This window comes from Rubinisphaera margarita (assembly GCF_022267515.1).
Lineage (GTDB): Bacteria > Planctomycetota > Planctomycetia > Planctomycetales > Planctomycetaceae > Rubinisphaera > Rubinisphaera margarita.
In genome coordinates this window covers 229759-256176 of record NZ_JAKFGB010000015.1, presented here as the reverse complement: position 1 = coordinate 256176, position 26418 = coordinate 229759, and the positions used below count along the sequence as shown (strand labels likewise).

The window sequence follows — 26418 nt, the reverse complement described above, 5'->3', positions numbered from 1 at the left end:
TGAGTCCTCTTGTGACTTCGTCACCCGCCCTTCAGACAGGCCACCCGGGCATGCACCGACGCGGGGTGTCACTACTTCCCGGCTCGTTGCCGATACTCGGCTCGGAACGATTTCTTCGGAGCGGGCGGCAGTTCCCGCTGGCGGCCCCAGGGATTGAGCAGCGAGTTGTACTTCATGAAACGGGGCATCACGCGGAGTTTCCAGCGACCGATGCTGCCGACCGTTTTGAACAGCCAGGGGCGTTGCATCATGAAACTGGCGGCTTTCATCGAGAACCGTTTACCAGCCGGCAGCAGGTTGCGAAGCACGAGTTTATTCCGCCAGGTGTAAAGCTGATGGTGCAGATCAATCTTCACCGGGCAGACGTCGGTGCAGGAGCCGCAGAGGCTGCAGGCGTGCGGCAGGCTCGCGAACTTCTTCGGGTCGCGAGCCGGATTCAGAATCGATCCGATCGGTCCCGGCACGGTCGCGTGATAGCTGTGTCCGCCGCTGCGTCGGTAAACCGGGCAGGTATTCATGCAGGCTCCGCAACGGATACACTTCAGCGAGTTCCGGAACTCGGGATCGCCAATCAGATTGCTGCGTCCGTTGTCGACCAGAATGATGTGCATCTCGGAGTCGTCATCGCGCGGCCCGTTGAAGTGAGACGAGTAAGTCGTAATCGGCTGCCCGGTCGCCGAGCGGGCCAGCAGTCGCAGGAACACACCGAGATCGGCTGCTCGCGGGACCAGTTTCTCAATCCCCATGCAGGCAATGTGAACCTTCGGCAACGAAACTCCGAGGTCAGCATTCCCTTCATTGGTGCAGACGACAAACCCGCCGGTTTCCGCGATCGCGAAGTTCACGCCGGTGATGCCGATATCGGCCTGCAGAAACTTTTCACGCAGATGCTGACGGGCGGCTTCCGCCAGATACTTCGGATCGGAGGCGCCTTCTTCCGTGCCGAGGTGTTCGTGAAAACACTCGCCGACTTCTTCTTTCTTAATGTGAATGGCCGGCAGCACGATGTGACTGGGATGCTCTTTCCGCAGCTGAACGATCCGCTCCCCGAGGTCGGTATCGACCACGTCGAGATCGTGCCGCTCGAGGAACTGGTTGAGACCGCATTCCTCGGTCAGCATCGATTTGCTTTTGACGATCTTCTTCGCATCGTGCTTGCGGATGATGTCGAGCACGATCTGATTATGCTCGGCGGCATCGCGAGCCCAGTGGACCGTCGCGCCCAGCTTTTCGGCGTTTGTGGCGAACTCGAGCAGGACCTCATCGGCGTGAGACAGGACGTAGTCCTTGATCTCAGTCGCGGTCTGCCGGAGCGTTTCCCATTCGGGCAGCGAATGGGCCATCCGGTCCCGTTTTTCACGGACGAACCAGAGAGCCTGATCGTGCCAGTGGGCCCGATCGATGTTGGCGACAAATTCAGCGGCAGCCTGCGGATGTTTTTTCGCGATCATGAAAACACTGTCAGCGGCGAGCGATTAGAGGAGCGGCAAATTGATTCGTGAGAACGAGCGGTACTCGAACTGACTTCCGAATCATTATAGACTAAGGGGACCCGTTATCCACCGCCACCTGAATGTGCAGGGTTACAGAAAGGGGAGCCCCGACTGATTCCACCGGGGTAGCGCAGCCACGAGAGGTGATGCCGCCTGGGCTGACTCCTGCTTTCGAAGCACTGAACAAAGACCTCTTGCCGACTCCGTCGGTCCCGGTCGCGGAGCAACCGCGGCTACCCCCACAGATCGATTCGACTGATTATGCAACATCTCCGCCGATGTCTGAATGCTCGCTGGAGTGGAGGGGTCATTCTCGGACTGCTGGCCACGCTGCTGGTGATTCTCACAATTGATCCGTCCGGTACGTATCCGCAACTCGGGTCTGGGCCGGGGATTACGGTTGATGAGTCGTTCAATGTTCAGCAGGGCGTGCTGCAGGTCGAGGCCTTTCGGGCGTACGGCGTTTTTCTGATCGATCCGGTCAATGTGAAGGAAGTCTTCGGCGGGGAATCCGGGATTCCGTATCTGCCGGATCATCCCCCGCTGGGTCGTCTGGTGCTCGGCGTCGCCCATCATGTCTGGTCGGGCCTCTTTCCGCCGCACGCCGCCACTTCCGTCGATGTCACCGCCGCTGCTCGCACCGGGTCAGCGGTGATGTTCGGGCTGACTGTGTTTCTGGTCGGAGCGACGGCTGGGACGTGGTTCGGAACGGCTGCGGGCTGGATCGCGGCGGCTTCGCTGCTATTGATGCCGCGGGTGTTTGCTCATGCCCATATTGCCTCGCTCGAAACGAGTGTGAATCTGTTCGTCACGCTGGCGGTTCTCTGCACGGCTCATTCGTGGTCGAGATACTTCGGCCGCCCGGACACTCCTGAAACCGAAACCAAAACCGAAACCGCAGCCGAACCGTCACCGCAGTGGACCTGGAAAGCCGGCCTGATTCCCGGCGTCTACATGGGTCTGGCAATGCTGACCAAGATTCAGGGCTTTCTCATCATTCCCGGCATCATCGCCTGGGGACTCTTCTACGGGCGACAACGGGCGGTGTTGCCGTTGCTTGTCTGCGGCGTGACGGCGAATGTCGTTTTCTTCCTTGGCTGGCCCTGGCTCTGGCTCGATCCGATCGGCCATCTGCAGGAGTTTCTCGGAAGTGCGACCGATCGGGTCACGCTCAACAACTGGTACATGGGGCAGGTCTTCAAAGATGTCGAAACGCCCTGGCATTATCCCTGGGTGATGTCGCTGGTGACCATCCCGGTCGGGCTGCTTGCGCTTGGCTTCCTGGGATTGTGGGTCGAAGCGCGCCACCGGTTTCGCGATGCCCGACTCACCCTCGTGCTGATCGCGATGCTGATTCCGCTGCTCCTCTTTTCCACCGGAGCAGCCGTCTACGATGGCAGCCGGTTGTTTCTCACCGTTTTCCCGCTCGGGGCGATCTTCATCGGTCGCGGCGGCTCCTGGCTGTGGACCTTGCTCAGCGCAAAGTTCTCCGAAAAGAAAGTGGCGATTCTGCTTTCGGCTGGGATGCTGCTTCAGGCGATCGGCGTGATGGCCACTCATCCCTGTCAGCTCAGTTATTACAATCTTCTGGCCGGAGGGACGACTGGAGCGGAGTCGCTCGGGTTCGAAGCGACCTACTGGCAGGACAGTCTCACGCGAGAGTTCTGGCAAGACAGCGCGGAGATCATTCCGACTGGAGCGACGGTTCACGTGATGCCGGTTTTGCATCAGTTTCAGCTCGACGATCTTCGCAAGCAGGTTCCGGTCATTCGCAAAATGAACTGGCAGCTGCAGCCGTGGAGCGGAGGCGAAGAGGTGGTGCCGGAGTATCTGATCATCTTCAACCGCAAAGCCGATATCCCCGAGAACTATCGCGACAGCAGCCGGACGGCCGAGGTGGAAGTCCGCGCGGGTGGCTGCGGAATCTTTAAAGGCCGACGCGTGGCGTCTCTGTATGTTGGAGTTGATGCCGATGAGCGATGAACTGACTCACTTTGATGAGTCCGGCGCGAGCCGCATGGTCGATGTCGGCGAGAAAGCGGTCACGAAACGCCGCGCAGTCGCGGAGGGCTTCGTGCAGATGCAGCCGGCGACGCTGGAGCGCATTCTGCAGCGCGGCTTCGGCAAAGGCGATGTGTTCGAAGTGGCCCGACTGGCGGGGATCATGGCGTCGAAACGGACAGCCGAGCTGATTCCGCTCTGCCACGTCCTGCCGCTCGAATCGACACGCATCGAGATCGAAGCGGTCTCTCCGGATCGCATCCGAATTGCCGCCGAGGTTTCAGTCTCCGCGAAAACCGGCGTGGAGATGGAAGCTCTGACCGCAGTCTCGGTCGCCGCACTGACCATTTACGATATGTGCAAAGCGGTTGACCGTGAAATGACGATCAGCGATATCGGGCTGGTGGAAAAGGAGGGAGGCCGCAGCGGTCATTTCCTGCGGCAGGGCGCCGCAGGAGTGAGTGAAGATCCGCAACGATCATCGGCCGGGAAACCCTGAAACAGGATCCGCAAGCCGACCGCCAGAGAGCACGAGAGTGCCTCAGGCGTCGTGAACGGAATCTTCCTGCTGCTCGATTTCTTTGCGTTTGATCGCTTCGTAGACTTCCTGGCGATGAATGCTCACGTCTTTGGGCGCTTCGATGCCCAGACGGACCTTGTCGCCCTGAATCGAGATCACCATCAGCGAGATGTTGTCACCGATAATGATCTTCTCATCCTGTTTTCTACTGAGTACCAGCATTTCTCATCCCCGAAATGCGCCGTCGCCCCGGATAACATCCGGAACCGGCCATCCTTCAAGTGGTGCATGTTCCTGTTGCGAACGGGGCACGCATCGTTGCGATTCCTCCCCGTCGGTGACTCCAAAGATGCTCAAGCATAAACTCTGCTTGCAGCGGAATGTTGAGGAATCTTTTTCAGAATAGACGTCAGTGTCGATTTGCGGCCACCTGTAGCGGATCTGCGTATTGGAACGTAAACGGTTTCCCAGACCGCCGGATCAACTTATTCCAATTATCCGGTCCCCACCCGCAGAAAGCCACCCCTTCTTTTGCGCAATAACCTCAGTCTCAGAAAGAGCTTAGGGGCTCAAGGCGGGCTATCCGTGTTCGGGGGTTTCTGCTACCCTGCACCGCACCTGCAAGAATCGCAGTTTCGCACGCGGCGATCCCGCGTTCTCGAATCCCCCGACAGGAGGTCACAATGGGTGTCCCCATTTCACAGATGTGGACCGTTTCCCGATACGTTCTCACGCAACGGCTTCGCGGCCGGAACCGCTATCCGCTCGTGCTGATGCTCGAGCCGCTGTTCCGCTGCAATCTCGCCTGTGCAGGCTGCGGGAAGATTCAGCACCCGGTCGATGTCCTCCGCCGTGAACTGACGCCCGAGCAGTGCTTCCAGGCGGTTGAAGAATGTGGCGCCCCGATTGTCTCCATCCCCGGTGGCGAGCCGCTGCTGCACTCGAAGATGGACGAAATCGTCGCCGGCCTCGTCGCTCGCAAGAAATACATCTACCTCTGCACGAACGGCCTGCTGCTCGAAAAGCATCTGCATAAGTTCAAGCCGAGTCCTTATCTGTCGTTCTCGGTGCATATCGACGGCGTCGGAGCCGACCACGACCGATCAGTCTGCCGCGACGGCGTCTACGACATCGCAATTCGAGCCATCAAAAAAGCGGTCGAAGCCGGCTTCCGCGTCACCACGAACAGCACCTTCTTCCGTGACGCCAGCCCGGAAAAGATCCGCGAGATGTTCGACGTTCTCACCGAACTGGGTGTTGAGGGCATGATGGTTTCTCCCGGCTACGAATACGAAAAGGCTCCCGATCAGGAGAACTTCCTGCCCCGCGAGCAGACCGTTTCCCTGTTTCAGCGGGTCTTCTCGCAGGTGAACCGGGCGTGGCACTTCAACCAGAGCCCCCTGTTTCTGGAGTTCCTGAAAGGCCGCTGGGATCTCGAATGCACGCCTTGGGGCAACCCGACCTACAACCTGTTCGGCTGGCAGAAACCCTGTTATCTCCTCGACGAGGGACACGTCGGCAGCTTCCAGGAACTGATGGAACTGACCAGCTGGGACAACTACGGACGGGCCAGTGGGAATCCGCATTGTGCGAACTGCATGGTCCACTCCGGCTACGAAGCAACCGCCGTCCAGCAGACCTTCACCACCTGGAAAGGCTTCTGGAAAACGGCTCAGCTGACGCTCTTCGGAGCAAAGCCGACCGAAGCCCCCGCCGCCGAACCGGTTTCCCGCATGGAAATCGCCTCCGGCTCCCCGGCTCCCGCTCCGGAGAATCTGGTCGCTCTCGAAGTCCACTGATCTCACACGCCGACCAATCAGGTCCCCTCTGCTGGCTCGTCCAGCAGTCGGGAGATTCACGTAAAGACGCAAGGCCGCAAAGAGTCTTCATAAAGGACAAGCCACAAGCGGCTTGTCCTTAGCAATCCAGCTCACTCCGGGGTGGCCGCAATAGCTCCGCGATCAGTGCGGCGAAGCCGTAGGAGACCACCGTTTAACGTCGGTAGAAATTCAGAACATCCCTTCGTCATCTGGGAATGAAGTCTCTCACCAACAACCCGTCCAATCCCATCCTCCCACGGCTGCGCCGCCCCGAAAGAATCTTTCGGGGCCACCCGGGAAGATTTACGTCACACAACAGGGTTGGCTCAGACGCGTGCGTCTGAGTGACGCAGTCACAGGAAGCAGGTCACCCGCGTGGAGCAGCATCCAGACCCTGCTCTCTACAGTGTCGCCCTCTTCCGAGGTGGCCGTGATAGCTCCGCTATCTGGGCGGCGAAGCCGTAGGAGAACGCCGTTTGACGTGGGCAGAAATTCAAAACATCCCTGCGCCATCTGGGAATGAAGTCTCTCACCAACAGATCCGCCCAACTCCATCCTCCCACGGCTGCGCCGCCCCGAAAGAGTCTTTCGGGGCCACCCGGGAAGCTCTGCGTTGTGCCTCAAAAGATCGGAACACCCTGAACCTGCGTCCGTTCCACTTGAACCATCTGTAACGATTCCCCGGCTGCACCCGACCGAGCTCGGCTCGAATCTTCTGTCCGCGTTCACCACCGTCTCTCCGGCGAGCTAGGGTTGAAGGACATACTCAACCACATCGTTCCCAACTGCCGGAAGACATCGCGATGCCGCAGACCTATCTCGACCAGTGGACCCCGGAACAATTCGAAGTGCTCGAAGAGGCGATTCTCGTCGCGAAGCACAAAATCCATTCGACCGGCCTCTTCTCCGACGAAGCCCTGGCCGACCTGATCGATCGGCACCCTTCCGACTATCTCACCATCGCCGCCATGGGCCGCGATGCCAACAAGTTTGAGTGGATGGTCGGCGAACGGGGCGACCTCACCGCAATGGAACTGCTCGACGCCGTCCGCAATGGTCAACTCTGGCTGAACGTGATCGCCATCACGAAATTCCACGACGAATATCGCAAACTCATCGACGACGTCTACAACGAACTCGAAGCCAGCAACCCGCGATTCAAAGCCCAGCACCGGTCCGGCAATATTCTCATCTCGTCGCCACACGCGATGGTCTATTACCACATCGACCTGCCCGTCAACATGCTCTGGCACCTGCGGGGTGAAAAACGGGTCTGGGTGTATCCGCCGTTCGATCCCCGGTTCGTCGCCCCGAAAAACATCGAGCGACTCATCGTCGGCGAAATGGCCGAGGACATGCCGTACCACTCCTGGTTCGAAGACTACGCCCTCTCGTTCGACGTCAAACCGGGTCAGCTCATCACCTGGCCACAGAACACGCCGCACCGCGTGAGCAACCTCGAAGGCCTCAACGTGTCGCTCTCGACCGAACACCGCAACCCGCGGGCTCAACGCCGGTTGAACGTCCATCGGGCCAACCGACTGCTCCGCCAGAAGTTCGGCTGCGAATGCCGTTCAATCAGCCCGGACGGCCTCACGGCTCGTTGCAAGGAAATCGTCGCTCGCGGCTCGAATTTGACAACGCGGCTCATCGGCAAGAAAACGGAAGAACCATTCAGCTACCGCAAGCGGTTCATTGTCGATCCGAGCACCGAAAAGGGCTGGCGTATGCTCGACGGCGAACAGCCGGAAACCTTCGAGGAAGAAAACGCCGTCCTGATGGGCGTTTGAACCCGGCTGCCTATTCGACAATCACCTCGCATTCCGGCAGGCTGTCCAGAAACAGCTTGCCGTAGTGCTTGGTCTGAATTCGCGGGTCGAGAATCACCACCTGGCCGGTGTCATCCTTTGAACGGATCAGCCGCCCGAAGCCCTGCTTCAGCTTGATGACCGCTTCCGGCACCTGGTACTCCATGAACGGATTGCCGCCGCGACGCTTAATCCGCTCCACCCGCGCTTCCAGCAAAGGATGATCGGGCACACTGAACGGCAGCCGCGTGATGATCACGTTCTGCAGCGCATCGCCCGGCACGTCGACCCCCTGCCAGAAACTGTCCGAGCCGAACAGCACCCCGGCTTTGTCCTTCTTGAACCGCTCCAGCAGCAGCGACCGCGACATGTCCTTGCCCTGACAATACAGCGTCAGACCATGCTCGCCGCACCACGGCGCAATCTGCCGGGCACACTCGTTGAGCATCCAGTAACTCGTGAAGAGCACAAACGCCCGCCCCCGGGTCTGCAGCAGATACTTTTTGAGCCGCTCCACAACCGCCGCTTCATACGCCTTCGCTTCCTGACTCGGATCGGGCATCCGCCGGCAGAGGATCAGCTTCACCTGCTTCCTGTAATCGAACGGACTGCCGACCTGTAGTTCGTCGCCGCCACTCAGACCAATCCGATTCTTCACGAACTGAAACGACTGATCGCCCACCGCCATCGTCGCGGACGTCAGAATCGCCGAGGGTATCTTGTTGAACAGTTCCTCGCGAAGCACCTCGCCAATTTCGACCGGGGCGGAGATCAGCTTGATCCGTGTCTGCTTGCCCCGGTTGATCTCGCCCCAGTAGACCGAATCGCCCGACTGCTGCTCCAGCCAGTTGCGAATCGAATTCGACATCGCGAACAGTCGATCCGCAGCCGCGTTGAGCTCGATCCGTTCCTCTTCTTTCTCCAGCTCTTCAGCGAACTCGCAGATCATGCTGCCGAGCCGCTTCAGTTCCGGGGAGAGGGCATCGCTCATCTCGACCGGCTTGCGAATCCGCCCGTTCTTCCCGGCGTGCTGCGAGAGCCAGTGCTCCATCTGAGCGAAGAACTCGTCGGCCAGCAGATACAGCCGCCCCACCTGCTTCTGACCGGCTCGAAAATCATGAGCCACCAGCAGCCCCTTGTTGGCGCGGTCGTTGTACAGCTTCGTCAGCAGATAGTTGAGCTGCGTATTGGCGATCGCATCCCCAAGATGATCCGACGCCACCGCTTCGAGCGTGTGCGCTTCATCGAAAATGACCGCCTCGTAATCCGGAAGAATCGAAGCTCCTTCCCGTCGCAGCGCCAAATCCGAGAAGAAGAGCGCGTGATTCACCACCAGCAGATCGGCATTCCAGACGCGACGGCGGGCCTTGTAATAGTGGCAGGCATCGTACGTCGGACACTTTCGCCCGAGGCAGTTGCCATGCTCGCTGCGGGCCTCTTCCCAGACCTGCGGCAGCGGACGAAACCCGAGATCGGCCAGACTGCCATCGTTCGTTTTCTTTGACCAGCCGCTCAGCGTCTGCAGCTGCTGCATTTCCTCATCGCGGGGGAAGAGCGAGATCGACTTCTGCATCGCCCCCTGCAGCCGGCGGAGCGAGATGTAATTCGATCGCCCCTTCACCAGCACGGCGGAAAATTCGACCGGCAGCACCGCATTCAGAAAAGGGATATCCTTCTGAATCAGCTGCTCCTGCAGGCTGATCGTGTGCGTCGACACCACGACCCGCTTCTTCTCAGCTCCCTGCGTTGTCGTCTGATTCAACACCGACAAAATCGCCGGCACCAGATACGCAAAACTCTTCCCGGTCCCCGTCCCCGCCTCGGCGATCAGATGCGTTTTGCTCGCGATCGCCTTTTCTACCGCCTCAGCCATCTCCAGCTGCTGCGGACGAGCTTCATAACTTTTGAGACGCGCAGCGATCCGCCCCTTCGGACCCAGGATCTGTTCAGCGGTCAATTGATCATGTTCAGCCATTACTTCCTCTCAGGGCAGAATCATAGCAACTGCCCCGAACCGATGCGCGGCATCTCCGGTCCACCGCCATGTTCCCGGCCCCCACTGCGGCAATCTGCCGCGCCGGTCCAACTTGCTCCCTGTTCCGGCCGGGCAATTTGAGTATCATGAACCGATGCCCGCTGGTTCACTGGCCCGCGGGACGCCTGACGTACGAACTTTCAGACTCTTTGAGTCTTCTCCGGGAAATATCGAACGATGTCACAATCCACGCCTGCCACACTCGGACCTGCCTCACGAAACGTTCCCGATGAGCACGGCCGCTTCGGCCCCTTCGGCCGCCGCTTCGTGCCGGAAACGCTGATGTACGCCCTCGATGAGCTCGACGCCGAGTACGAAAAGGCCAAGAAAGACCCGGTTTTTCAGGCGGAACTGACCCGGCTGCTCAACACCTACGTCGGACGCCCCAACCCGCTCTACTTCGCTGAACGCCTCACTGAACACTGCGGCGGCGCAAAGATCTACCTCAAGCGGGAAGACCTGAACCACACCGGGGCGCACAAGATCAACAACACAATGGGCCAGGCCCTGCTGACCAAGCGGATGGGCAAAACCCGTGTCATCGCCGAAACCGGGGCCGGCCAGCACGGCGTCGCCTCCGCCACCGCCTGTGCCCGTTTCGGACTCCCCTGCGTCGTTTACATGGGCGAAGAAGATATCCGCCGGCAGGCCCTGAACGTCTTCAAAATGAAGGCGATGGGAGCCGAAGTCCGCCCAGTCACTTCAGGATCCCGCACTCTACGCGATGCCGTGAACGAAGCGATGCGCGACTGGATGTCGAGCGTCGGCGACACCCATTACATCCTCGGCTCCGTCGTCGGACCGCATCCGTTCCCGAAGATCGTCCGCGATTTCCAGGCGGTCATCGGCACCGAAACCCGGGCTCAGTGCCTCGAAATGACCGGCAAGCTGCCCGATGAAGTCATCGCCTGCGTCGGCGGCGGCTCCAATGCGGCTGGCATGTTCTACCCGTTTGTGGAAGACGACGGCGTGAAACTGACCGGCGTCGAAGCCGGCGGACGCGGTTCCAACCCCGGCGACCACGCCAGCCCGCTCACTTATGGCCAGCCGGGCATTCTCCACGGCAGTTACAGCTACGTGATGCAGGACGACGACGGGCAGACGCAGGATGTCCACTCCATCTCCGCCGGTCTCGACTACCCCGGCGTCGGCCCGGAACACAGCTACTGGAAAGACACCGGCCGCGTTGAGTACACCTCCATCAGCGACGACGAAGCCCTCGACGCCTTCCAGAAGACGGCTCAACTCGAAGGCATCCTCCCAGCCGTCGAATCGTCCCACGCCCTGGCCTACGTCATGAAAATCGCCGGCCAGCGGAGCAAAGATGACGTCATCGCCGTCTGCCTCTCCGGCCGCGGCGACAAAGACGTCAACGAAGTCGCCCGCCTGCTCGGCAAAGACATTTAGGGGCAGCCCCTAAACGTAGCGGCGGCATCTTGCCGCTGAATAAGCGCGACTCCAGATGAACGGCCGGATGACTCAGAGATTCATCTCTGAGTCGTGAAGCGACAAACGGCTGGGAAAACGCTTCCGCAGGTCTCTCGAACGCGATCACTCAGAGTGCGTTAAAAACACTCGGTCGCTGAAGACAGGCCTCCCGTTGCTGCGCAATACAGAGATGAATCTCTGTACCATCCTGTTCGGAGGCCAGCCGACCCTACGTCAGGATCGGTTTCAACACCCGACCATCCGAGATCGGGAACGGGCGATCGAGCTGATCGTGGATCGTTGTTTCCGGTGCCAGCCCCAGCAGGTGATACACCGTCGCGGACAGATCGGCCGGGGAGACTGGATTCTCTTCCGGAGCCGAGCCAAACTTGTCGGAGGCCCCGTAAACGCCCCCGCCGCGCACACCGCCGCCGGCCATCCACACGGTATTGCATTTCCCCCAGTGATCCCGCCCGGCTCGCGCGTTGATCTTCGGCGTGCGACCGAACTCGCTGTTCCAGAAGACGAGCGTGTCATCCAGCAGGCCCCGCAGCTGCAGATCCTCCATCAAAGCGGCGATCGGCTGGTCGACCTGCGGAATCAGACGATCCTTCAACCCTTTGAAGTTCTGCGAATGCGTGTCCCAGGTCGTATCGACGCCCGGCTGATCGCGATGCCAGTAGACCGTCACCAGCTTCACCCCCGACTCCAGCAGCCGGCGGGCCAGCAGCAGACTCTGCCCGAATGTCCCCGCTCCATACCGGCTCCGCATCTCGGCTGATTCCGCCTGCAGATCAAACGCCTCGTAGGCAGCCGGCGAACTGATCAGCTCAATCGCCTGCCGCTGGAACGCCGTCAACTCGGGTTGAGCGATGGCGTGATCGAGATCCCGCCGCATCTGATCGAAGTCTTCCAGCAGCGAAAGTCGAGTCGACTGCCGTTGACGGGCGATGCCATCAGGCAGCGTCAGATTCGGCACCTCAAAGTCGGGCTCATCGGGATGCTGGTCGATGCGGAACGGATCGTACTTCTTGCCGAGAATTCCGCCTCCCTGCCCCGGCGTCACGGCCCCCGCCGTAGTGGCAATCAACTCGGGCAGGGCGACAAACGTCGGCAGCGTTGGGTTAGGGGCGAATTTGCTCAGCACGGAACCGATATGCGGAAAGTCGCTCTGCGACGCCCCGAAGTTCTCCGCCGACCGGGCATGCTTGAAGCCGGTCAGCATCCAGTGGGCGCTGGTCGAATGATTGTTGTCCGAATGCGTGACCGAGCGGATGAGATGCATCTTGTCGGCGTGACGGGAGAGAGCCGAGAAGTGCTCGCAGAGCTCAATCCCCGGCACGTTCGTCGGAATCGGCTGAAACTCGCCGCGATACTCCGACACCGCATGCGGCTTCAGGTCGAACGTATCCTGATGCGCGGGGCCGCCCCACATGTAGAGCATCAGACACCGCTTCGCCCGCCCGAACGTCGAGCCACGGTTCTCAGCGGCAGTGGACTGGGTCGAGCCGAGCAGCGACGGCAGAGTCAACCCGAGTGGGGCCAACCCGCCAATCCGAAGCATATGCCGCCGCGACAGCAGACCGCCGGCATCGGCCGAGAAAGTTGTTCCATTCCGCATTGCAGGCCCTCGAAGACAAATCGATTGCGCGAACGTGGCCTGCAGTCTAGCAAAGGGGGCCATCAGATCAAAGATCGCTGATATCCAAATGCAACCAGAGAGAGCTTGCCTCCCCAACGGGATGTCTACGCGAGTGGCGCTGTGCAGGCAGGCACCGCGATGAACGGGAATCGGGACGCTAGAACTCGATTTCCAGCGTCTGCTCTTCTTTCAGTGTGAGCGAGCGAATCTCGATTCGGTCGCGAACCCGTGAGGCGCCGCCGGGAACCTTGACGATCAACTGAGCGTGCCGATCCTGAATGGGCAGAAAGACATTGCCGCGACGTTCGGCCGGACCTGGAATCGCCTGCCGGTAGCCATCGGTTCCGACAACCAGGCCAGAAAGATCGCTGGCCCGGTACCGCTTCACGCGATCGGGCAGTCGAACAAGGATGACGATGCTGTAATCTTCTCCGGGAGTCGGATCATTCGGAACCGTCCACGCGGTGAAACTCCCCTTGGCGAAGACCTTCGTGTTCTCCGGAACCAGGAACGACGCCCCGCCGTTCCCCTGTTCTCCACTGCTCCCATCGTTGAACAATGATTCCACCGAGTTCTCAACGCCCTGCATCACGGGATTGGGAGAGTCGTCGAGCACTTCGAGATTCATCGCCGTCTCCAGCGAATCGAGCGACGACATCGCCCCCTCGGGCATATCGAACTTCAGATCCGCCACGGCGTCGAACGCGACGCCATCCTGCGGTTCCGACATTGATGAATCGATGTACGTCTCCTGAACAAAATCGGACACGATGACCAGCGACATCACAAGCAGGAGCAGACTATGGATCAACAACGACAGGCCATAACCGGCTGCGACGGCGGAATGGATCGCACGCCAGATTCGTCGGTGAAGATCCTGAAGCGAGAAACCGTCGTCGCTCTGCTCCCCTTCCGTGGACTGCGAAGCCGGAGCCGATTCGACGGGGACGCTTCTCTCCTGCGGGCGAGCGCGGCGGACTCTCCGGGGCGTGCCATCAGCGGACTGTGGCAGCGGCAGTGCAGTCGAATCGGTATTCGACATGAATGCTCCCGGGACTGAAAAAAGATGATCCGAGCAGACTGGACGGAATGATGCGAGGTTCCCGCCGGATTCGCAGTCACCACCTGATTCTGGCCCGATCAGGCGGAATTGAAGTCATCGCATCAGCGAACTTTAACATCTTATCCCTGAATCCGCAGCAGGGGAACCCGCTCCTCAGGGGTTTTCGCGAGTCTCCCGGGAACGATCAGAGACAGACTTCGTTAATGGACATCGTCAATTCCACGTGCTCTGTAACGGCGGATCTCGGACAAATTCGCCGGATTGCGACAAGTTGACGCATTCCCGGGGGAGATTTCCGCAGCGGCTGCTGTCATGATGGCCTGCCCGATGTCAAAGCAGAACACTGCGACCGACATCTCCGAACGAATCCTTTTCCGTCCGTTCAGTGGAATGCGAGAAGCACTCACATTCTTGATCTGCATGGTCCCTGGCTTGCTCTTCGCGGGCTTGATCTGGAAGGAATTTTTCGGCGCAGCTGCGCAGGGGCCGTTTTATCTGGCCGCCGCCATCTGTGTCGCGTTCGGCTTCCTGGCTTTGGTGGCCCAGGAAAGAGCCTGTCGACAAGGCAATCCGTTCGCCGGAAGCCTGCAGTCGATCCTGCTGCGGACCCTGGGTCCTTTGGCCGGAGCGGTGGTGGTGGGGCTGTACTTCCCCCAACTGCATGAGCATCGCATTTTTCAGGCTTTTGTCTGTGCCTATCTGTTGACGTTAATTGTGGAAACTATATTGTCTGTTCGTCTGGTTCGCCGCTGGGACCGCTAGCGGTCCGCGCAGCAGTCTGCGAGTTTCTGCAGAATCGATTTCATCCACGTGACTCTGTTTCGCCGCTTGGTTCGAGCGGGGTCTGTGTCGAGCGAGTTATTCATGGCCAGTCCGGTCCTGCACGTAAAAGATGGCTACTACTTCGAAGTCCCCAAGTTCATCTGGACGCGGGACTGGGAGTCGTATGAAGATGTCCCGGAGAGTCTGCAGTTTCTGCACGATGCTCACCCGGATGTCTCCATCGAGCAATTCAATCACGACCTCTCCGGCAAGATCATCATTCCTCAGCCGTTTGGCGAGCTGAAGAATCTGTATCAGGCCGAGTCCGGGTTCTGCATTTCGCGATTCATGATCGTCGAATTGCTTGTCGCCTTCATCGTGGCTGCCACGTTTATCTGGCTGGCCCGTCGCGGCAACAACCTCAATCGTCCGGTTGGTCGCCGTCATAATCTGCTGGAAGCTTTTGTCGGCTACGTTCGCGATGAAATCGCCCGGCCCGCCATTGGCGACCACGACGCCGAAAAATTCGTCCCGTATCTGCTGACCGCCTTCTTCTTCGTTCTGCTCTGCAATCTGATTGGAATGGTGCCGGGGCTCGGCACCGTAACCAGCGCGATCGAAGTAACCGCGGTTCTCGCTCTCGTGACATTTGGTATTGGTTTAATCGCCGGCGTGAAGCATCTGGGCCCGGGTGGCTATGTGATGCACTTCCTGCCGCATATTGATCTGCCGGTTATTCTTGCTCCGCTGAAGCTGCTGATCTTCCTCATCGAAGTCCTCGGCACCCTGATCAAGCACTGCGTGCTGGCGATTCGACTTTTTGGAAACATGGTCGCTGGCCACATGGTGCTGGCGGGAGTTCTGGGAGCCGTCGTTGCGGTCGCCGGAACCGGTTACTGGTACACTGGAGCGATCTTCGGGATCATTGGAGCGACCGCTCTGAGTGCTCTGGAAATTCTGGTCTGCTTCATTCAAGCGTATGTGTTCACAATGCTGTCGGCCCTGTTTATCGGGCAGTCAATTCACGAACACTGATTCCTGTGTAATCTGCTCGCTCGTCGAGACGGAAATTGCCTGTATTTGAGATGTTCTCTAGGTTAAACGAGGAGAGACGGCTGTGTTGAAAGCTGTTCGGACTGTAATGGCGGTTTGTGGTGTGATGATCATGGCGACTCCGGTCATGGCTCAGGAAGGCGCTACGTTCGCCATTCCTCAGCTCGGTGCTGGTCTGATCGTTCTGGGTGCAGCGATCGGTATCGGTCGCATCGGCGGCTCGGCCGTCGAGAGCATGGCTCGTCAGCCGGAACTGGCCGGTAAGATTCAGACCGCGATGATCATTGCAGCCGCTCTGATCGAAGGTCTGGGCTTCGCGGCTCTGTTCGTCGGTAAGTAATTGACAAGGATGGTTCGAGAACCGTCGGACGGACTGATTTCGTGATGGTTGGCCTTCGAGGGTGAGGTGATTTCGTGAAGCTGATGTCTTACATGGCGACTCTGGTCGCGATGATTTGCCTGATGTCCGGGTCGGTTTCCGCATTTGATGTGGAACATCCTGCCCCAGGCACGCACGCTGGCGATCCTACGGATGGTCACGAAGGCGTGGCTGATCCCGATCACACTCACGAAGTTGGTGACCACGCCCACGGGCATGGTGATCATGCTCATGTCGGCGACCCGGCTCACGAACCTGAAGTCTTCGAACCGGGTGACTGGCGAACGGATCTCTCGATCTACACGTTCGTGGTCTTCCTGGTCCTGCTGGGCGTGCTGACGAAGTTCGCCTGGGGTCCGGTCATCGCGGCTCTCGACGCTCGTGAAGAGAATATTCGCAAGAATATCGAAGATGCAGAGGCCGCCCGCGTCAGTTCGGAAGCCATGCTCGCCGAACGGGCCAAGAAACTGGAATCGGTTCAGGACGAAGTTCGTGAAATCCTGGCGGAAGCCCGCCGCGATGCCGAGCATACGAAGACCGAGATCATCGCGTCCGCCCAGAAGGAAGCCGATGCCACCAAGAACCGCGCCATTGAGGAAATCAATCGCGCTCGGGATCAGGCACTCAACGATCTGTTCCAGACCATGACCGGTCAGGTGGCCACCGCCACCGAGCACGTAATTGGGCGGACCCTGACCGACGAGGACCGGAACCGGCTGATCGACGAATCGCTCGCTCAGCTCAACAGGTAGTGCGTGATATTCTGCAGACACCTCCCGAATGCCGGGCTGGGTGTTCTGCGATCTGATGAACTTCGAGATGAAATAGCGGCATGATCGATTCGACCGACAAGCGTGTTCGCGTTCCCAACGTGCTGGAAGATCCCAGCATGAAGGCGATCGCACAGGTTTACGCCGATGGTTTTCTCGATGCCAGCGGCGAGCCTTCCGGCGACGGCCGCGTGGACGAATTCCGCTCCTTCATTCACGATATTCTCGACCCCCATCCCGAGTTCGAACGTAAGCTCGTCTCTCCGATGGTACCCGTCGAAGCCAAAATCGGACTGCTCGAGCGCACCGTGTTCCCACACGCTTCGCAGGTGTTCGCCAGCTTCCTGAAAGTGCTGGCTCACCACGAACGACTCGATCTGGTCCGCGTAATTTTCGATGTCTGTGCCGACGAGCAGATGCAGCGCGCAGGCCGACGGAAAGTCACGGTTCGCTCCGCGACCTCGATTCCCGACGACAAGCTCGAACAGATCAGGCAGCATCTTGCCAACTTTTTAGCTGCCGAACCGGTCCTCCAGGTGGAGATCGATCCCTCGCTGCTGGGGGGCCTGGTTATTCAGGTCGGCGATACCGTTTACGATAGTTCCCTCAGAAACCGGCTCGGCCAGCTCCGAAGCCAACTTCGCCAGAGGTATGTCAATGAAATTCAAAGCGGACGAAATCGCTTCAGTCATTCAGAAGGAAGTTGAGAACTTCGGTTCCCAGCTCGAAACGCGTGAAGTCGGCATTGTCACCGAGGTCGGCGACGGCATCGCCCGTTGCTACGGCCTGACTGGGGCCATGGCCGGTGAAATGGTCGAATTTGCCGGCGGCGTCAACGGGTTCGTCTTCAACCTGGAAGAGAACTCCGTCGGGATCGTGGTCCTTGGGGATTACCTGAAGATCAACGAAGGCGATGAGGTCAAATCACTCGGCGCCCTGCTGTCCGTTCCCGTTGGGGATGCGATGGTCGGCCGTGTTGTCGACCCACTGGGCAACCCGCTCGACGGCAAGGGGCCGATCGTCTCCGGCGATTCGCGACCTCTGGAAACAGCCGCTCCGGGTGTCGTCGATCGTCAGCCCGTGAAGCAGCCGCTTCAGACCGGGATCAAAGCTGTCGACGCCATGACTCCCATCGGACGTGGTCAGCGCGAACTGATCATCGGCGACCGGAAAACCGGTAAGACCGCCGTCGCTATCGACGCCATTCTGAACCAGAAGGGCAAGGACGTCATCTGCGTCTATGTCGGTTGCGGTCAGCGTGCCGCTTCAATCGCCGGCGTTGTCGACGTCCTCACCGAACACGGTGCCATGGACTACACGATCGTCGTTTCGGCCGCCTCGTCCGATCCGGCTTCAATGCAGTACATCGCGCCTTACGCCGGTGCTGCCATGGCCGAGTTCTTCATGTACAACGGCAAGCATACCCTGGTCGTTTACGATGACCTTTCCAAGCAGGCCGTCGCTTACCGCGAACTGTCGCTGCTGATGCGTCGCCCGCCGGGTCGCGAAGCCTACCCTGGGGACGTGTTCTACTGCCACAGCCGTCTGCTTGAACGTTCCGCAAAGCTGTCCGATGAACTCGGCGGCGGCTCGATGACCGCTCTGCCGATCATCGAAACGCTCGAAGGGGAAGTGTCGGCGTACATTCCGACCAACGTGATTTCGATTACCGACGGCCAGATCTACCTCGAACCGGACCTGTTCTTCTCCGGTGTCCGTCCCGCCATTAACGTCGGGATCAGTGTGTCCCGCGTCGGTGGTAATGCTCAGATCAAGGCCATGAAGAAAGTGGCCGGTAGTCTGAAGCTCGACCTGGCGGCCTTCCGTGAACTGGAAGCATTCGCTCAGCTGGGGACCGAACTAGACAAAGCGACTCAGGCTCAGCTCGACCGCGGATACCGCATGGTCGAACTGCTTAAGCAGCCTCAGTATCGGCCGATGGAAGTCGAAGATCAGGTAATGTCGATCTTCGCTGGTAGCAAGGGCTACTTCGACAAGGTTCCTGTCTCCCGGGTTCCGGAGGCGGAAAAGAACATGCTGCAGTTCATGGCCGAACAGAAGTCGGAAGTCCGGCAGCGGATCGTGGAAACGCAGGCACTCGACGATGAAACCGCCTCCATGCTCACTTCGGCTCTGAAGGAGTGGTGGAACCAGGTTCACAAGTTGTTCGAGAACTCCGAATCCGGCAGCCTCGTCACGGCGTAACCACTGGCAGAAACGTCGCCGCGTCCATCGGGACGCGGCCTGACCCGAAACAATTCGGATTGCTTTGATTCATGGCTAAAGCACGCGCAATTATCAAACGGCTCAAGGCCGTCAAGAACATCCGCAAGATTACGCGGACGATGGAGCTGATTGCCACCGCCCGTTTTAAAAAGGCGATGGACCGCGCAGCCGAAGCGAGAGCTTACACAGAGAAGATCGCAGAGATCGTCGGCGACCTCGCCGCCGCTGACCTGTCCTTCTCGCATCCGCTGCTTGAACGTCGCGATTCGGAAGAACGCGTGCTCGTGCTCGTCCTCACTTCCAATCGCGGGCTCTGCGGCGGCTACAACTCAGCCGTGCTGCGTCTGGCCGGTCAACGGTTGCGGGAACTGAATCGCGATCGCCGCAATGTGGTTCTCGAAGTCTCCGGCAAACGAGGTCTGGCGTATTTCAAGTTCGAAGGCAAACCGATCGAACGAGCCTTCACTCACTTTGAAGACAAGCCGTCCTTCGAAGAAGTTGACGAACTGGCCAGCCGGTTCGCAGAACTCTACACCAGTGGAGCCGTCGATCGAATCGACGTTGTTTACACCCAGTTCCAGTCGATCTCTCGACAATACGCGGTTCGCGAAACCCTGCTCCCGTTCGAGAACCTGACCGCTGGAACTGACACGGAAGACACGAAGACTCGCTCGGTGGATTACGAGTTCCTGCCGAGTGCCGAAGCGATCCTGGAAGAGATCGTGCCGGCAGCCTTCAAGGCGAAGCTTTTCAAGTGCTTCCTCGACGCAGCGGTGAGCGAGCAGATCGCCCGGATGGTCGCCATGAAGGGCGCGACGGAGAACGCCGACGAAATGATCGGATCGCTCTCGACGCGGTACAACCGGGCCCGCCAGTCGCAGATCACATCGGAATTGAGCGAAATTATCGGCGGAGCAGCGGCTCTCGAATAAGAGCAGGCTCTCACCGCGGACGAAGACATTTACAGACAGTTTGATCAGAAACTTTCGAGGTTTTTTCATGGCAACCGCAACGGCCCAGAACATCGGCAAGGTGACTCAAATCATCGGCTCTACCTTTGATGCCGAGTTCGCTGCTGATTCGCTTCCCGATATTTACAACGCGCTCCTCGTCGACCAGCAGGTGAAGGGCCTTCACATTCACGTCACCGGGGAAGTTCAGCAGCACCTGGGTGGTGGACGTGTCCGCTGCGTCGCTCTCGGCTCGACCGAGGGGATGGTTCGCGGCATGGATGTCGCCGATACCGGAGCTCCGGTTTCGGTGCCCGTTGGAAAGGGAACTCTGGGACGGGTCTTCAACGTGCTCGGCGACGCGATCGATGGTCGCGGTCCGGTCGAAACCGAAGAACGCTGGCCGATTCACCGCGATGCTCCCGCTCTGGAAAACCTGAGTTCAAAGACCGAGCTCTTCGAAACCGGGATCAAAGTGGTCGACCTGCTCACGCCATTCGTGCGTGGCGGTAAGGCGGGTCTGTTCGGAGGAGCCGGACTCGGCAAGACCGTTATTCTGACCGAGATGATCGCCCGTATCGCCTCCGCTCACGGGGGTTACTCCGTCTTCGCTGGTGTCGGTGAACGCACTCGTGAAGGAAACGACCTCTGGCTGGAAATGCAGGAAGCGGAGATCGGCAACACCGGTCGTTCCGTCATCGAACAGACCTGCATGGTCTTCGGTCAGATGAACGAACCACCGGGAGCCCGTCTGCGTGTCGCTCTGTCTGCCCTGACGATGGCTGAATGGTTCCGCGATACGACCGGAACCGACACCCTGCTCTTCGTCGACAACATCTTCCGCTTCTCGCAGGCCGGTTCGGAAGTGTCCGCACTTCTGGGACGTATGCCGAGTGCCGTCGGTTACCAGCCGACGCTGAGCACCGAACTGGGAGCTCTGCAGGAACGAATTACTTCGACCAAGCGTGGAGCCATTACTTCGGTGCAGGCCGTGTACGTGCCGGCCGACGACCCGACCGACCCCGCTCCAGCCACGGCGTTTGCCCACCTGGATGCCTTCATTTACCTCGAACGTAAGATCTCCGAGAAGGGGATTTACCCGGCCATCGACCCGCTGGCCTCTTCGAGCCGAATTCTCGACCCGCAGTATGTCGGCGAACGGCACTACGCCGTCGCTCAGCGTGTTCAGCAGATCCTTCAGCGTTATCGCGAACTGCAGGACATCATCGCGATTCTCGGTGTCGAAGAACTGAGCGAAGAAGACAAACTGATCGTGCACCGGGCACGCCGCATCGAACGCTTCCTGTCGCAGCCGTTCCTCGTGGCCGAACCGTTTACCGGCAAGCCGGGTAAGATTACCCCGCTGCAGGAAACGATCGAAAGCTTCGAGCAGATTTGCGACGGAACCTGGGACCACCTGCCGGAGCAGGCCTTCCTGTACGTCGGGGGTGTTCAGGAAGCTGCCGAGCAGGCCAAGAAGATGGCTGAACAGCAGTAAGCGACCCGAAGATTCGTTGCCGTGGACCGGCACAAGACGTTTAACACACATCCGGCGAAACACTGCTGTAGCACCATGAGACGACGTCCGTTTCAATGGATGTGTGTTTTTGAAACCGAACCTTGTCGCGGCCCCATCGGCCGCGAGCACGCCAAGTGGTGAATCGACCGGCCCGTCAAGCCAGCAAGCATTAGTAGACTGTTCCCATGATTGCAGCCAATACCATCGAACTGACCGTTGTCACGCCGGAGAAGACCCTGCTCAGCACGGTCGCGACATCGTTGCAGTTCCCGCTGGAAGATGGCCAGATCGGGATCCTCCCCGGTCGCGCTCCCATGGTCGGACGTCTCGGCACCGGTGAACTCCAGGTGCAGACGCAAACCGGTCTGCATCGTTACTTCATCGAAGGCGGTTTCGCCCAGGTGAAAGGGCATGCCGTGACCCTGCTGACCAACCGTGCTCAGGAACTCGGCTCCTTCGAAACTGCGAAAGTCGAAGCCGCGTTCAACGAAGCCCTGAACCGTTCCGTCACCACGGCTGCCGAGCAGACCGCCAAGGATCAGGACCTCGAACGCAACCGCCGCCTGCTCGCCATCCTCAAGCGATAAACGCCGCCCTGCTCTTGAATGATGACGCCCTCCGACAGGGCGGCGCAGACATTCCTGTGCGGCAAGAGGCGTGCCTGCTCAAAAGCCGTCCCTCCAGCATGCGTTTGACCTCATCCACTCACGTTGACAGCGTTCAACGGATGGCCCGGACGTGCACGTCCGGCTGACGAAGTCACAGGAAGAGGCTCGAGCAAATTCACGCTTCGACTGCAGGAGAAGCGTGAGAATGCTCTGTTGCTCGTTGAAAGAACGATGATCAGTCTCTCTGTAGATGCACCGAGACAGTTTCTCGCGTAACGTGGAACACGAACCTCCTGGGGCTACGCCACTGAGACGCACGCGGTTGTGCCATCCGCTCGAAACAATGACAACGGCGACCTGCCAGATCATCACCTCCGGCTGGCTGGAAACCGGTCCTACTGTTGTGCTGCGTCGTCGGTGGCGCATTGCACAGAGTCGTAAAGCGATTGAATCACTGCACGAGCCGCGTCGGCGAGATGCGTTTCCAGCAGGATCTGCACCTGATAGAGCGTTTCCCGCTTTCGGTTGATGAACTCCGCCTGCATCCGCACGCCGTCCTCATTCAGCTCGCCGCCGACGCCGAAGGTGCTGAACAGCTCATCCCATTCATTCTCCGACCAGCCGGCGAACAATTCCGGTCGCTCCCTGCAGACATCTTCAATGGTCCCGTTCGTTTGCCGGTCGAACTCCCGCTGCAAGTCAGCCGACATCAGCTCGCCCGGCAGCGGAGGCCAGAGGGGATTCCAGCTGTTATCCAGCAGCGGTTCCGGCGCACGGACTTCTGTCCCCGCCGCTTCACTCTTCAGGACGGCTGGCGAAACGGAAAGAGCATTCGCCAACTTGTAAAGCGTTGTATTGCGCGGTTTGCAGCGGCCTTTCTGCTGCCACTGATGCAGCGTCGCCCGCGACACGCCCGATTCTTCGGCCAGCCGACTGATCGTCCAGCCATGCTCGACGCAATAGCGCTCGATCCTCGACCAGAGCAGCCTGTCTGGATCTGTCTGACTTTGTCCAGCTTTGTTGTCTTCCATTGCTCACCATCCGTCAATTGACGCGATCTCAAAGAAAAATCCGCTGGCCCCTGCCAATTTGTATACAAATGTAAAGTTTTTATTGACAGCCACTCTCTACCAGTTCTAACATCTGTACACTGATACGATATCTTTGTCAATGGGTTTCAGCGGAACGAGGAGGGCTGAGCAGTGGGTGACGAAGTGGTGGCAGGTCGGAGCGAAGCGCGCAAGCAGATTTCCATTTTCATCCCCGTCTCAGACTGGCGGGCGATCCGTCACGAGGCGGCTCGGAATCAGATTCCGATGACGGAACTCTGCCGACGGTGGATGAAACCGGAAATGGAACGACTGAGGCAGACCCCGCCGGGCGAGGGTTCGGCGTAGCCGGTCAACGACAGTAGAGAACAGAACCGACGGAATTGGCCGGCAGGGATGCCATTTGATCCTGGATTCACAGCCGCTGGTCGGGACGATCGACCGGTGTTGGAGTTGTAATTATGTCTCGACGTAAGTCTTATCCCAGCGACATCACGAATGCCCGCTGGCAACTGATCAGCCCGCTGGTCGAAGAATCGCAGTCACGCGGCCGCAGACGGAGTACGGATCTGCGGGAAGTGATCAACGCCATCAACTATCGCTGGAGCACCGGTTGCACGTGGCGGATGCTGCCCCACGATTTTCCCGCCTGGGAAACGTGCTACACGTACTTCGACCGCTGGCGGAAACAGGGCCAGCTCTGGCGGATTCGCGAGATTCTCCTCCGACGTTCTCCGTACGTTCCGCTCGACCCGAAGCAGGATCCCCGCGAGGGCGATCGGGTACGGGATCGCTCCGGGAAACGTAGAACACAGAAGCCGTGGCAGCCGGCGGACTCCAGTCCTCACGCCGGTGCTTCTCGGCCGCGCGACGGAGAGGCTCGAGGAGTCCAGCCGTGTCGACCTGACTTGAAGGTCTCGCAGAGAGATCGCGGCCCGAAGGCGGGCGCTGTCAGCGATAAGTCGGCGTTCCCCAGTACGGGCTCTCGCCGCGTGCCTGATTGAACGGATTCGTCCGAGCAGGGACGAACATGCTTTCGGCAGGTTCCACGTTCGGCTCTGCTGCGGGCTCCTGCCAGGTATCGACGATGAAGCGGCCCTGAGCCGTATTCTGCTGGGAGACCTGAGGCGCGGGAGGTGTCTTCGCTTCCCGCACTTCTTCCGGCTGGGAAGTCTTCGACGATTTGGTCGGAATCTTCAGCGTCATCCCCGGTCGAAGATCGTTGGGGCTGGAAAGCACATCCCGGTTCAGTTCGTACAGCGCGAGATATTTGGAGGCCGAGCCATAGTACTGGTAAGCGATTCCGCTCAGTGTCTCTCCCGGCTGCACCGTATGTGTCGCGGTCGCTGGTTCCTGAGGCTCGGGAACAGTCGGCTCGTCGCGCGAAACGGTCTGCATCGGAGCGGGCGGAGTCGGTGCTGGCCGTCTGGCCGGACGTTCCGCCCCGGGCGTATCGACCGGAATCAGCATGCCAATCGGTGCCGGCAGCGGACTCTGCGGATCGCGTTCGGCTTCGAGGTTCCAGGCGGCCAGCTGCTGGCGAAGAGGATCGTCCTGAGCAGGGGCGGCCTGTTCCCGCTGTTGATCGAGCCCCGGCAGATAGGGTCGCGTGCGGAACTCGGCGATCTGTTCGTTGATCATCCCTTCCCGCTGCAACTCGGGGGGCGCAGCCTGATCCTCAGTCGGCTTGCGGAAGCAGAACGCTCCGGCAAAACCGACGATCATGATGATCATCGTGAGGCCGACTTTCTGTTCGCGAGGCATAACAGGGACAACATTCAGAACTGCGAAACAACGGAACGATTCTCTTCTTCAATCGGCTGTCCGCGCACACGTCATCAATGCGACCGGACCTCCGAAACCTGCCCGCCGAAGATCGGTGCGAACGAACGGAATGAACGCGTTCTGCGGCTCGCTCTGCAGACATCCTGACGATCGTGCCGGTTGTTCAAGTCCCAGCGACAACTCCTCACCTCCTGTTGGATTGTGATTGACACCCGTGCGCTGAATCAGCATGATCGATAGATCCCCCCGTCTGAGGAAGGAAACCATGTCCCATCGCGTTTCGGACCGTTTTGGTCTCTCGTTTCTGCTTTTCAGTTGCGGCGTATTTTGCCTGTCGCTGACAGCATCAACCGCCCACGCCTGTCGCTGGGATCACGATACACTGGCCGAAGAGCGGGCCCGCATGCCGGGCGTGCATGAAGCGGTGATCGGGTTCATGCCGGTTCACTCCCGGGCTTATGACGAATGGCGAATCGCCGATCGCCTGCAACGACTCGAAAAGCTCCCGCCCGAAACGGAACTGCGTCTTCCGCTCTACGACGATCTCTCCGTGAGTTACGACAGACTCGGGCAGCAGACGGAAGCAATCGCAGTTCTCGAAGACTCGTTGAACATCGACTCGGACCGCTACGAGACGTTGTCGAACATGGGCACCGTTCTCGTCCACGCCGGTCGACTCGACGAGGGTCTCGACTATCTGCGAAGAGCGATCACCATCAATCCCGATGCCCATTTCGGCCGAGAGCGGTATCAGATTCTCATCATCGAATGGGCACGCCCGACGATGACAGAAGACGGGTGGATGCCGCCGGAGCAGGAATTCAATGACTACCTTTCCGACATCGAAGACGGAAAGGTTGAAGTGAAAAGCGTTGATGCGGATTGCGTCTCAGATGAGGAGGCCATCAAAGCAATTCTGGGAATGCTTCGCTTCGGTCAGTCCGACTCTCCCATCCTATTGACGGCATTCGGTTCAATACTCCATGCCACGATGTGCGAGAATCTTCTTGAATATGGACAACAGCGACTCGCAGCTCGTGCGTACTTGAGGGCCGCAGAACACGCAGAATCGCTCAACTGGACTGACTTGGCAACTCATGACAGGAACCGGGCGGAGGGGGCGCTCGCCTGGCAAGAAAAGATCACCTGGGAGCAACTGCAGATCAATTATGCTGCGGAACGGGAACAAGCCGTTGCCCTGCAGAAGGCTGTGGAAGCCGACGAACTCGCATGGATTGAGGCCGGCAAGCCCGTTGACGACCTCTACCATAAGAAATGGCTGACAGATTCGTTACCGATCGCTTTTGTTCCCCACGCCGTCGAAACATCCGCAAAAATGCCTTCGCCAGAGGGTATGCAGCGGCTCGCATTCATAATCAACTCGCTCTTGATCGGCATTCCAGTTCTCTTTGTAGCCCTGATCGTCTGGCTCATCATACGAGGTCAACGGGAAACAAAACGCCGCAAGAATCGCAAACAGTCGGCCGCACCATTGCCCGCCGATTGA

General features: G+C 59.3%; 23 protein-coding genes. 16 read left to right on the top strand and 7 right to left on the bottom strand.

From position 1 onward, the window contains the following. Positions 1 to 71: 71 nt before the first annotated feature. Positions 72 to 1451 (bottom strand): lactate utilization protein B, encoded by a 1380-nt coding sequence (locus L1A08_RS17355; protein ID WP_238757783.1) that lies wholly within the window; start codon positions 1449 to 1451, stop codon positions 72 to 74. A 303-nt stretch (positions 1452 to 1754) separates the two neighbouring features. On the opposite strand from L1A08_RS17355, the gene L1A08_RS17350 reads away from it, so the two are divergent. Together L1A08_RS17350 and moaC are read left to right on the top strand one after the other, a co-directional pair. Beyond that, a complete protein-coding gene (locus L1A08_RS17350; RefSeq protein WP_238757782.1) occupies positions 1755 to 3476 on the top strand; it encodes an ArnT family glycosyltransferase in 1722 nt (573 codons plus the stop codon). Beyond that, entirely contained in the window at positions 3466 to 3993 is a 528-nt protein-coding gene (gene moaC, locus L1A08_RS17345; RefSeq protein ID WP_238757781.1) for a cyclic pyranopterin monophosphate synthase MoaC, read from the top strand. Before L1A08_RS17350 ends, moaC begins: the two co-directional genes overlap by 11 nt. Before the next feature lie 42 nt (positions 3994 to 4035). On the opposite strand, the gene csrA is transcribed toward moaC, so the two are convergent. Beyond that, positions 4036 to 4236: a carbon storage regulator CsrA gene (gene csrA, locus L1A08_RS17340; protein WP_238757780.1), complete on the bottom strand. Its 201-nt coding sequence runs from the start codon at positions 4234 to 4236 to the stop codon at positions 4036 to 4038. 461 nt (positions 4237 to 4697) lie between these two features. Here csrA and hpnH point away from each other — a divergent pair, with 461 nt between their 5' ends. Together hpnH and L1A08_RS17330 are read left to right on the top strand one after the other, a co-directional pair. Beyond that, positions 4698 to 5813 carry an adenosyl-hopene transferase HpnH gene (gene hpnH, locus L1A08_RS17335; protein WP_238757779.1) on the top strand — a complete coding sequence of 372 codons (1116 nt, stop codon included), beginning with the start codon at positions 4698 to 4700 and terminating at the stop codon, positions 5811 to 5813. An 824-nt stretch (positions 5814 to 6637) separates the two neighbouring features. After that, complete coding sequence (locus tag L1A08_RS17330) at positions 6638 to 7624, top strand: cupin-like domain-containing protein (protein ID WP_238757778.1); 987 nt, start codon at positions 6638 to 6640, stop codon at positions 7622 to 7624. 10 nt (positions 7625 to 7634) lie between these two features. Here L1A08_RS17330 and L1A08_RS17325 read toward each other — a convergent pair whose 3' ends face one another. Next, positions 7635 to 9617 (bottom strand): ATP-dependent DNA helicase, encoded by a 1983-nt coding sequence (locus tag L1A08_RS17325; RefSeq protein WP_238757777.1) that lies wholly within the window; start codon positions 9615 to 9617, stop codon positions 7635 to 7637. 237 nt (positions 9618 to 9854) lie between these two features. On the opposite strand from L1A08_RS17325, the gene trpB reads away from it, so the two are divergent. Next, positions 9855 to 11084, top strand: a complete 1230-nt coding sequence (trpB, locus tag L1A08_RS17320) for a tryptophan synthase subunit beta (RefSeq protein ID WP_238757776.1) — start codon at positions 9855 to 9857, stop codon at positions 11082 to 11084. Positions 11085 to 11334: 250 nt separating this feature from the next. Here trpB and L1A08_RS17315 read toward each other — a convergent pair whose 3' ends face one another. Both L1A08_RS17315 and L1A08_RS17310 read right to left on the bottom strand, forming a co-directional pair. Then, positions 11335 to 12726 (bottom strand): DUF1501 domain-containing protein, encoded by a 1392-nt coding sequence (locus L1A08_RS17315; protein WP_238757775.1) that lies wholly within the window; start codon positions 12724 to 12726, stop codon positions 11335 to 11337. Positions 12727 to 12904: 178 nt separating this feature from the next. Then, positions 12905 to 13789, bottom strand: a complete 885-nt coding sequence (locus tag L1A08_RS17310) for a hypothetical protein (RefSeq protein WP_238757774.1) — start codon at positions 13787 to 13789, stop codon at positions 12905 to 12907. A 333-nt stretch (positions 13790 to 14122) separates the two neighbouring features. On the opposite strand from L1A08_RS17310, the gene L1A08_RS17305 reads away from it, so the two are divergent. The 9 genes from L1A08_RS17305 to atpC all read left to right on the top strand — a co-directional run bounded on the left by L1A08_RS17305 (position 14123) and on the right by atpC (position 22056). Further along, the gene (locus L1A08_RS17305) at positions 14123 to 14572 is read left to right on the top strand and encodes a hypothetical protein (RefSeq protein WP_238757773.1); all 450 of its coding nucleotides are present in this window, start codon (positions 14123 to 14125) and stop codon (positions 14570 to 14572) included. A gap of 102 nt (positions 14573 to 14674) precedes the next feature. Then, the gene (gene atpB / locus L1A08_RS17300) at positions 14675 to 15607 is read left to right on the top strand and encodes a F0F1 ATP synthase subunit A (RefSeq protein WP_238757772.1); all 933 of its coding nucleotides are present in this window, start codon (positions 14675 to 14677) and stop codon (positions 15605 to 15607) included. A 145-nt stretch (positions 15608 to 15752) separates the two neighbouring features. Continuing rightward, positions 15753 to 15965 (top strand): ATP synthase F0 subunit C, encoded by a 213-nt coding sequence (gene atpE / locus L1A08_RS17295; protein ID WP_238757829.1) that lies wholly within the window; start codon positions 15753 to 15755, stop codon positions 15963 to 15965. Positions 15966 to 16048: 83 nt separating this feature from the next. Beyond that, complete coding sequence (gene atpF / locus L1A08_RS17290) at positions 16049 to 16756, top strand: F0F1 ATP synthase subunit B (protein WP_238757828.1); 708 nt, start codon at positions 16049 to 16051, stop codon at positions 16754 to 16756. Between the two features lie 80 nt (positions 16757 to 16836). Then, on the top strand, positions 16837 to 17481 hold the full coding sequence (gene atpH / locus L1A08_RS17285; RefSeq protein ID WP_238757771.1) for an ATP synthase F1 subunit delta: 645 nt from the start codon (positions 16837 to 16839) through the stop codon (positions 17479 to 17481). After that, entirely contained in the window at positions 17432 to 18979 is a 1548-nt protein-coding gene (gene atpA / locus L1A08_RS17280; protein WP_238757770.1) for a F0F1 ATP synthase subunit alpha, read from the top strand. Before atpH ends, atpA begins: the two co-directional genes overlap by 50 nt. A 71-nt stretch (positions 18980 to 19050) precedes the next feature. After that, positions 19051 to 19932, top strand: a complete 882-nt coding sequence (gene atpG / locus L1A08_RS17275) for an ATP synthase F1 subunit gamma (protein WP_238757769.1) — start codon at positions 19051 to 19053, stop codon at positions 19930 to 19932. A gap of 67 nt (positions 19933 to 19999) precedes the next feature. Further along, positions 20000 to 21448: a F0F1 ATP synthase subunit beta gene (gene atpD, locus L1A08_RS17270; RefSeq protein WP_238757768.1), complete on the top strand. Its 1449-nt coding sequence runs from the start codon at positions 20000 to 20002 to the stop codon at positions 21446 to 21448. A gap of 206 nt (positions 21449 to 21654) precedes the next feature. Further along, complete coding sequence (gene atpC, locus L1A08_RS17265; protein WP_238757767.1) at positions 21655 to 22056, top strand: ATP synthase F1 subunit epsilon; 402 nt, start codon at positions 21655 to 21657, stop codon at positions 22054 to 22056. A gap of 416 nt (positions 22057 to 22472) precedes the next feature. On the opposite strand, the gene L1A08_RS17260 is transcribed toward atpC, so the two are convergent. Next, positions 22473 to 23108 (bottom strand): helix-turn-helix domain-containing protein, encoded by a 636-nt coding sequence (locus tag L1A08_RS17260; RefSeq protein WP_238757766.1) that lies wholly within the window; start codon positions 23106 to 23108, stop codon positions 22473 to 22475. A gap of 479 nt (positions 23109 to 23587) precedes the next feature. On the opposite strand from L1A08_RS17260, the gene L1A08_RS17255 reads away from it, so the two are divergent. Beyond that, the gene (locus tag L1A08_RS17255; protein WP_238757765.1) at positions 23588 to 24130 is read left to right on the top strand and encodes a transposase; all 543 of its coding nucleotides are present in this window, start codon (positions 23588 to 23590) and stop codon (positions 24128 to 24130) included. Here the strand turns inward: L1A08_RS17255 and L1A08_RS17250 are convergent. After that, a complete protein-coding gene (locus tag L1A08_RS17250) occupies positions 24078 to 24890 on the bottom strand; it encodes a LysM peptidoglycan-binding domain-containing protein (RefSeq protein WP_238757764.1) in 813 nt (270 codons plus the stop codon). The two genes, L1A08_RS17255 and L1A08_RS17250, sit on opposite strands and share 53 nt — an antisense overlap. 286 nt (positions 24891 to 25176) lie before the next feature. On the opposite strand from L1A08_RS17250, the gene L1A08_RS17245 reads away from it, so the two are divergent. After that, positions 25177 to 26418, top strand: a complete 1242-nt coding sequence (locus tag L1A08_RS17245) for a tetratricopeptide repeat protein (RefSeq protein WP_238757763.1) — start codon at positions 25177 to 25179, stop codon at positions 26416 to 26418.

Excerpts from the sequence above, each read along its gene's own strand:
- L1A08_RS17355 (WP_238757783.1), bottom strand. The coding sequence starts at position 1,451 with ATGATCGCGAAAAAACATCCGCAGGCTGCCGCTGAATTTGTCGCCAAC.
- L1A08_RS17350 (WP_238757782.1), top strand. The coding sequence starts at position 1,755 with ATGCAACATCTCCGCCGATGTCTGAATGCTCGCTGGAGTGGAGGGGTC.
- moaC (WP_238757781.1), top strand. The coding sequence starts at position 3,466 with ATGAGCGATGAACTGACTCACTTTGATGAGTCCGGCGCGAGCCGCATG.
- csrA (WP_238757780.1), bottom strand. The coding sequence starts at position 4,236 with ATGCTGGTACTCAGTAGAAAACAGGATGAGAAGATCATTATCGGTGAC.
- hpnH (WP_238757779.1), top strand. The coding sequence starts at position 4,698 with ATGGGTGTCCCCATTTCACAGATGTGGACCGTTTCCCGATACGTTCTC.
- L1A08_RS17330 (WP_238757778.1), top strand. The coding sequence starts at position 6,638 with ATGCCGCAGACCTATCTCGACCAGTGGACCCCGGAACAATTCGAAGTG.
- L1A08_RS17325 (WP_238757777.1), bottom strand. The coding sequence starts at position 9,617 with ATGGCTGAACATGATCAATTGACCGCTGAACAGATCCTGGGTCCGAAG.
- trpB (WP_238757776.1), top strand. The coding sequence starts at position 9,855 with ATGTCACAATCCACGCCTGCCACACTCGGACCTGCCTCACGAAACGTT.
- L1A08_RS17315 (WP_238757775.1), bottom strand. The coding sequence starts at position 12,726 with ATGCGGAATGGAACAACTTTCTCGGCCGATGCCGGCGGTCTGCTGTCG.
- L1A08_RS17310 (WP_238757774.1), bottom strand. The coding sequence starts at position 13,789 with ATGTCGAATACCGATTCGACTGCACTGCCGCTGCCACAGTCCGCTGAT.
- L1A08_RS17305 (WP_238757773.1), top strand. The coding sequence starts at position 14,123 with ATGATGGCCTGCCCGATGTCAAAGCAGAACACTGCGACCGACATCTCC.
- atpB (WP_238757772.1), top strand. The coding sequence starts at position 14,675 with ATGGCCAGTCCGGTCCTGCACGTAAAAGATGGCTACTACTTCGAAGTC.
- atpE (WP_238757829.1), top strand. The coding sequence starts at position 15,753 with ATGGCTCAGGAAGGCGCTACGTTCGCCATTCCTCAGCTCGGTGCTGGT.
- atpF (WP_238757828.1), top strand. The coding sequence starts at position 16,049 with ATGTCTTACATGGCGACTCTGGTCGCGATGATTTGCCTGATGTCCGGG.
- atpH (WP_238757771.1), top strand. The coding sequence starts at position 16,837 with ATGATCGATTCGACCGACAAGCGTGTTCGCGTTCCCAACGTGCTGGAA.
- atpA (WP_238757770.1), top strand. The coding sequence starts at position 17,432 with ATGAAATTCAAAGCGGACGAAATCGCTTCAGTCATTCAGAAGGAAGTT.
- atpG (WP_238757769.1), top strand. The coding sequence starts at position 19,051 with ATGGCTAAAGCACGCGCAATTATCAAACGGCTCAAGGCCGTCAAGAAC.
- atpD (WP_238757768.1), top strand. The coding sequence starts at position 20,000 with ATGGCAACCGCAACGGCCCAGAACATCGGCAAGGTGACTCAAATCATC.
- atpC (WP_238757767.1), top strand. The coding sequence starts at position 21,655 with ATGATTGCAGCCAATACCATCGAACTGACCGTTGTCACGCCGGAGAAG.
- L1A08_RS17260 (WP_238757766.1), bottom strand. The coding sequence starts at position 23,108 with ATGGAAGACAACAAAGCTGGACAAAGTCAGACAGATCCAGACAGGCTG.
- L1A08_RS17255 (WP_238757765.1), top strand. The coding sequence starts at position 23,588 with ATGTCTCGACGTAAGTCTTATCCCAGCGACATCACGAATGCCCGCTGG.
- L1A08_RS17250 (WP_238757764.1), bottom strand. The coding sequence starts at position 24,890 with ATGCCTCGCGAACAGAAAGTCGGCCTCACGATGATCATCATGATCGTC.
- L1A08_RS17245 (WP_238757763.1), top strand. The coding sequence starts at position 25,177 with ATGTCCCATCGCGTTTCGGACCGTTTTGGTCTCTCGTTTCTGCTTTTC.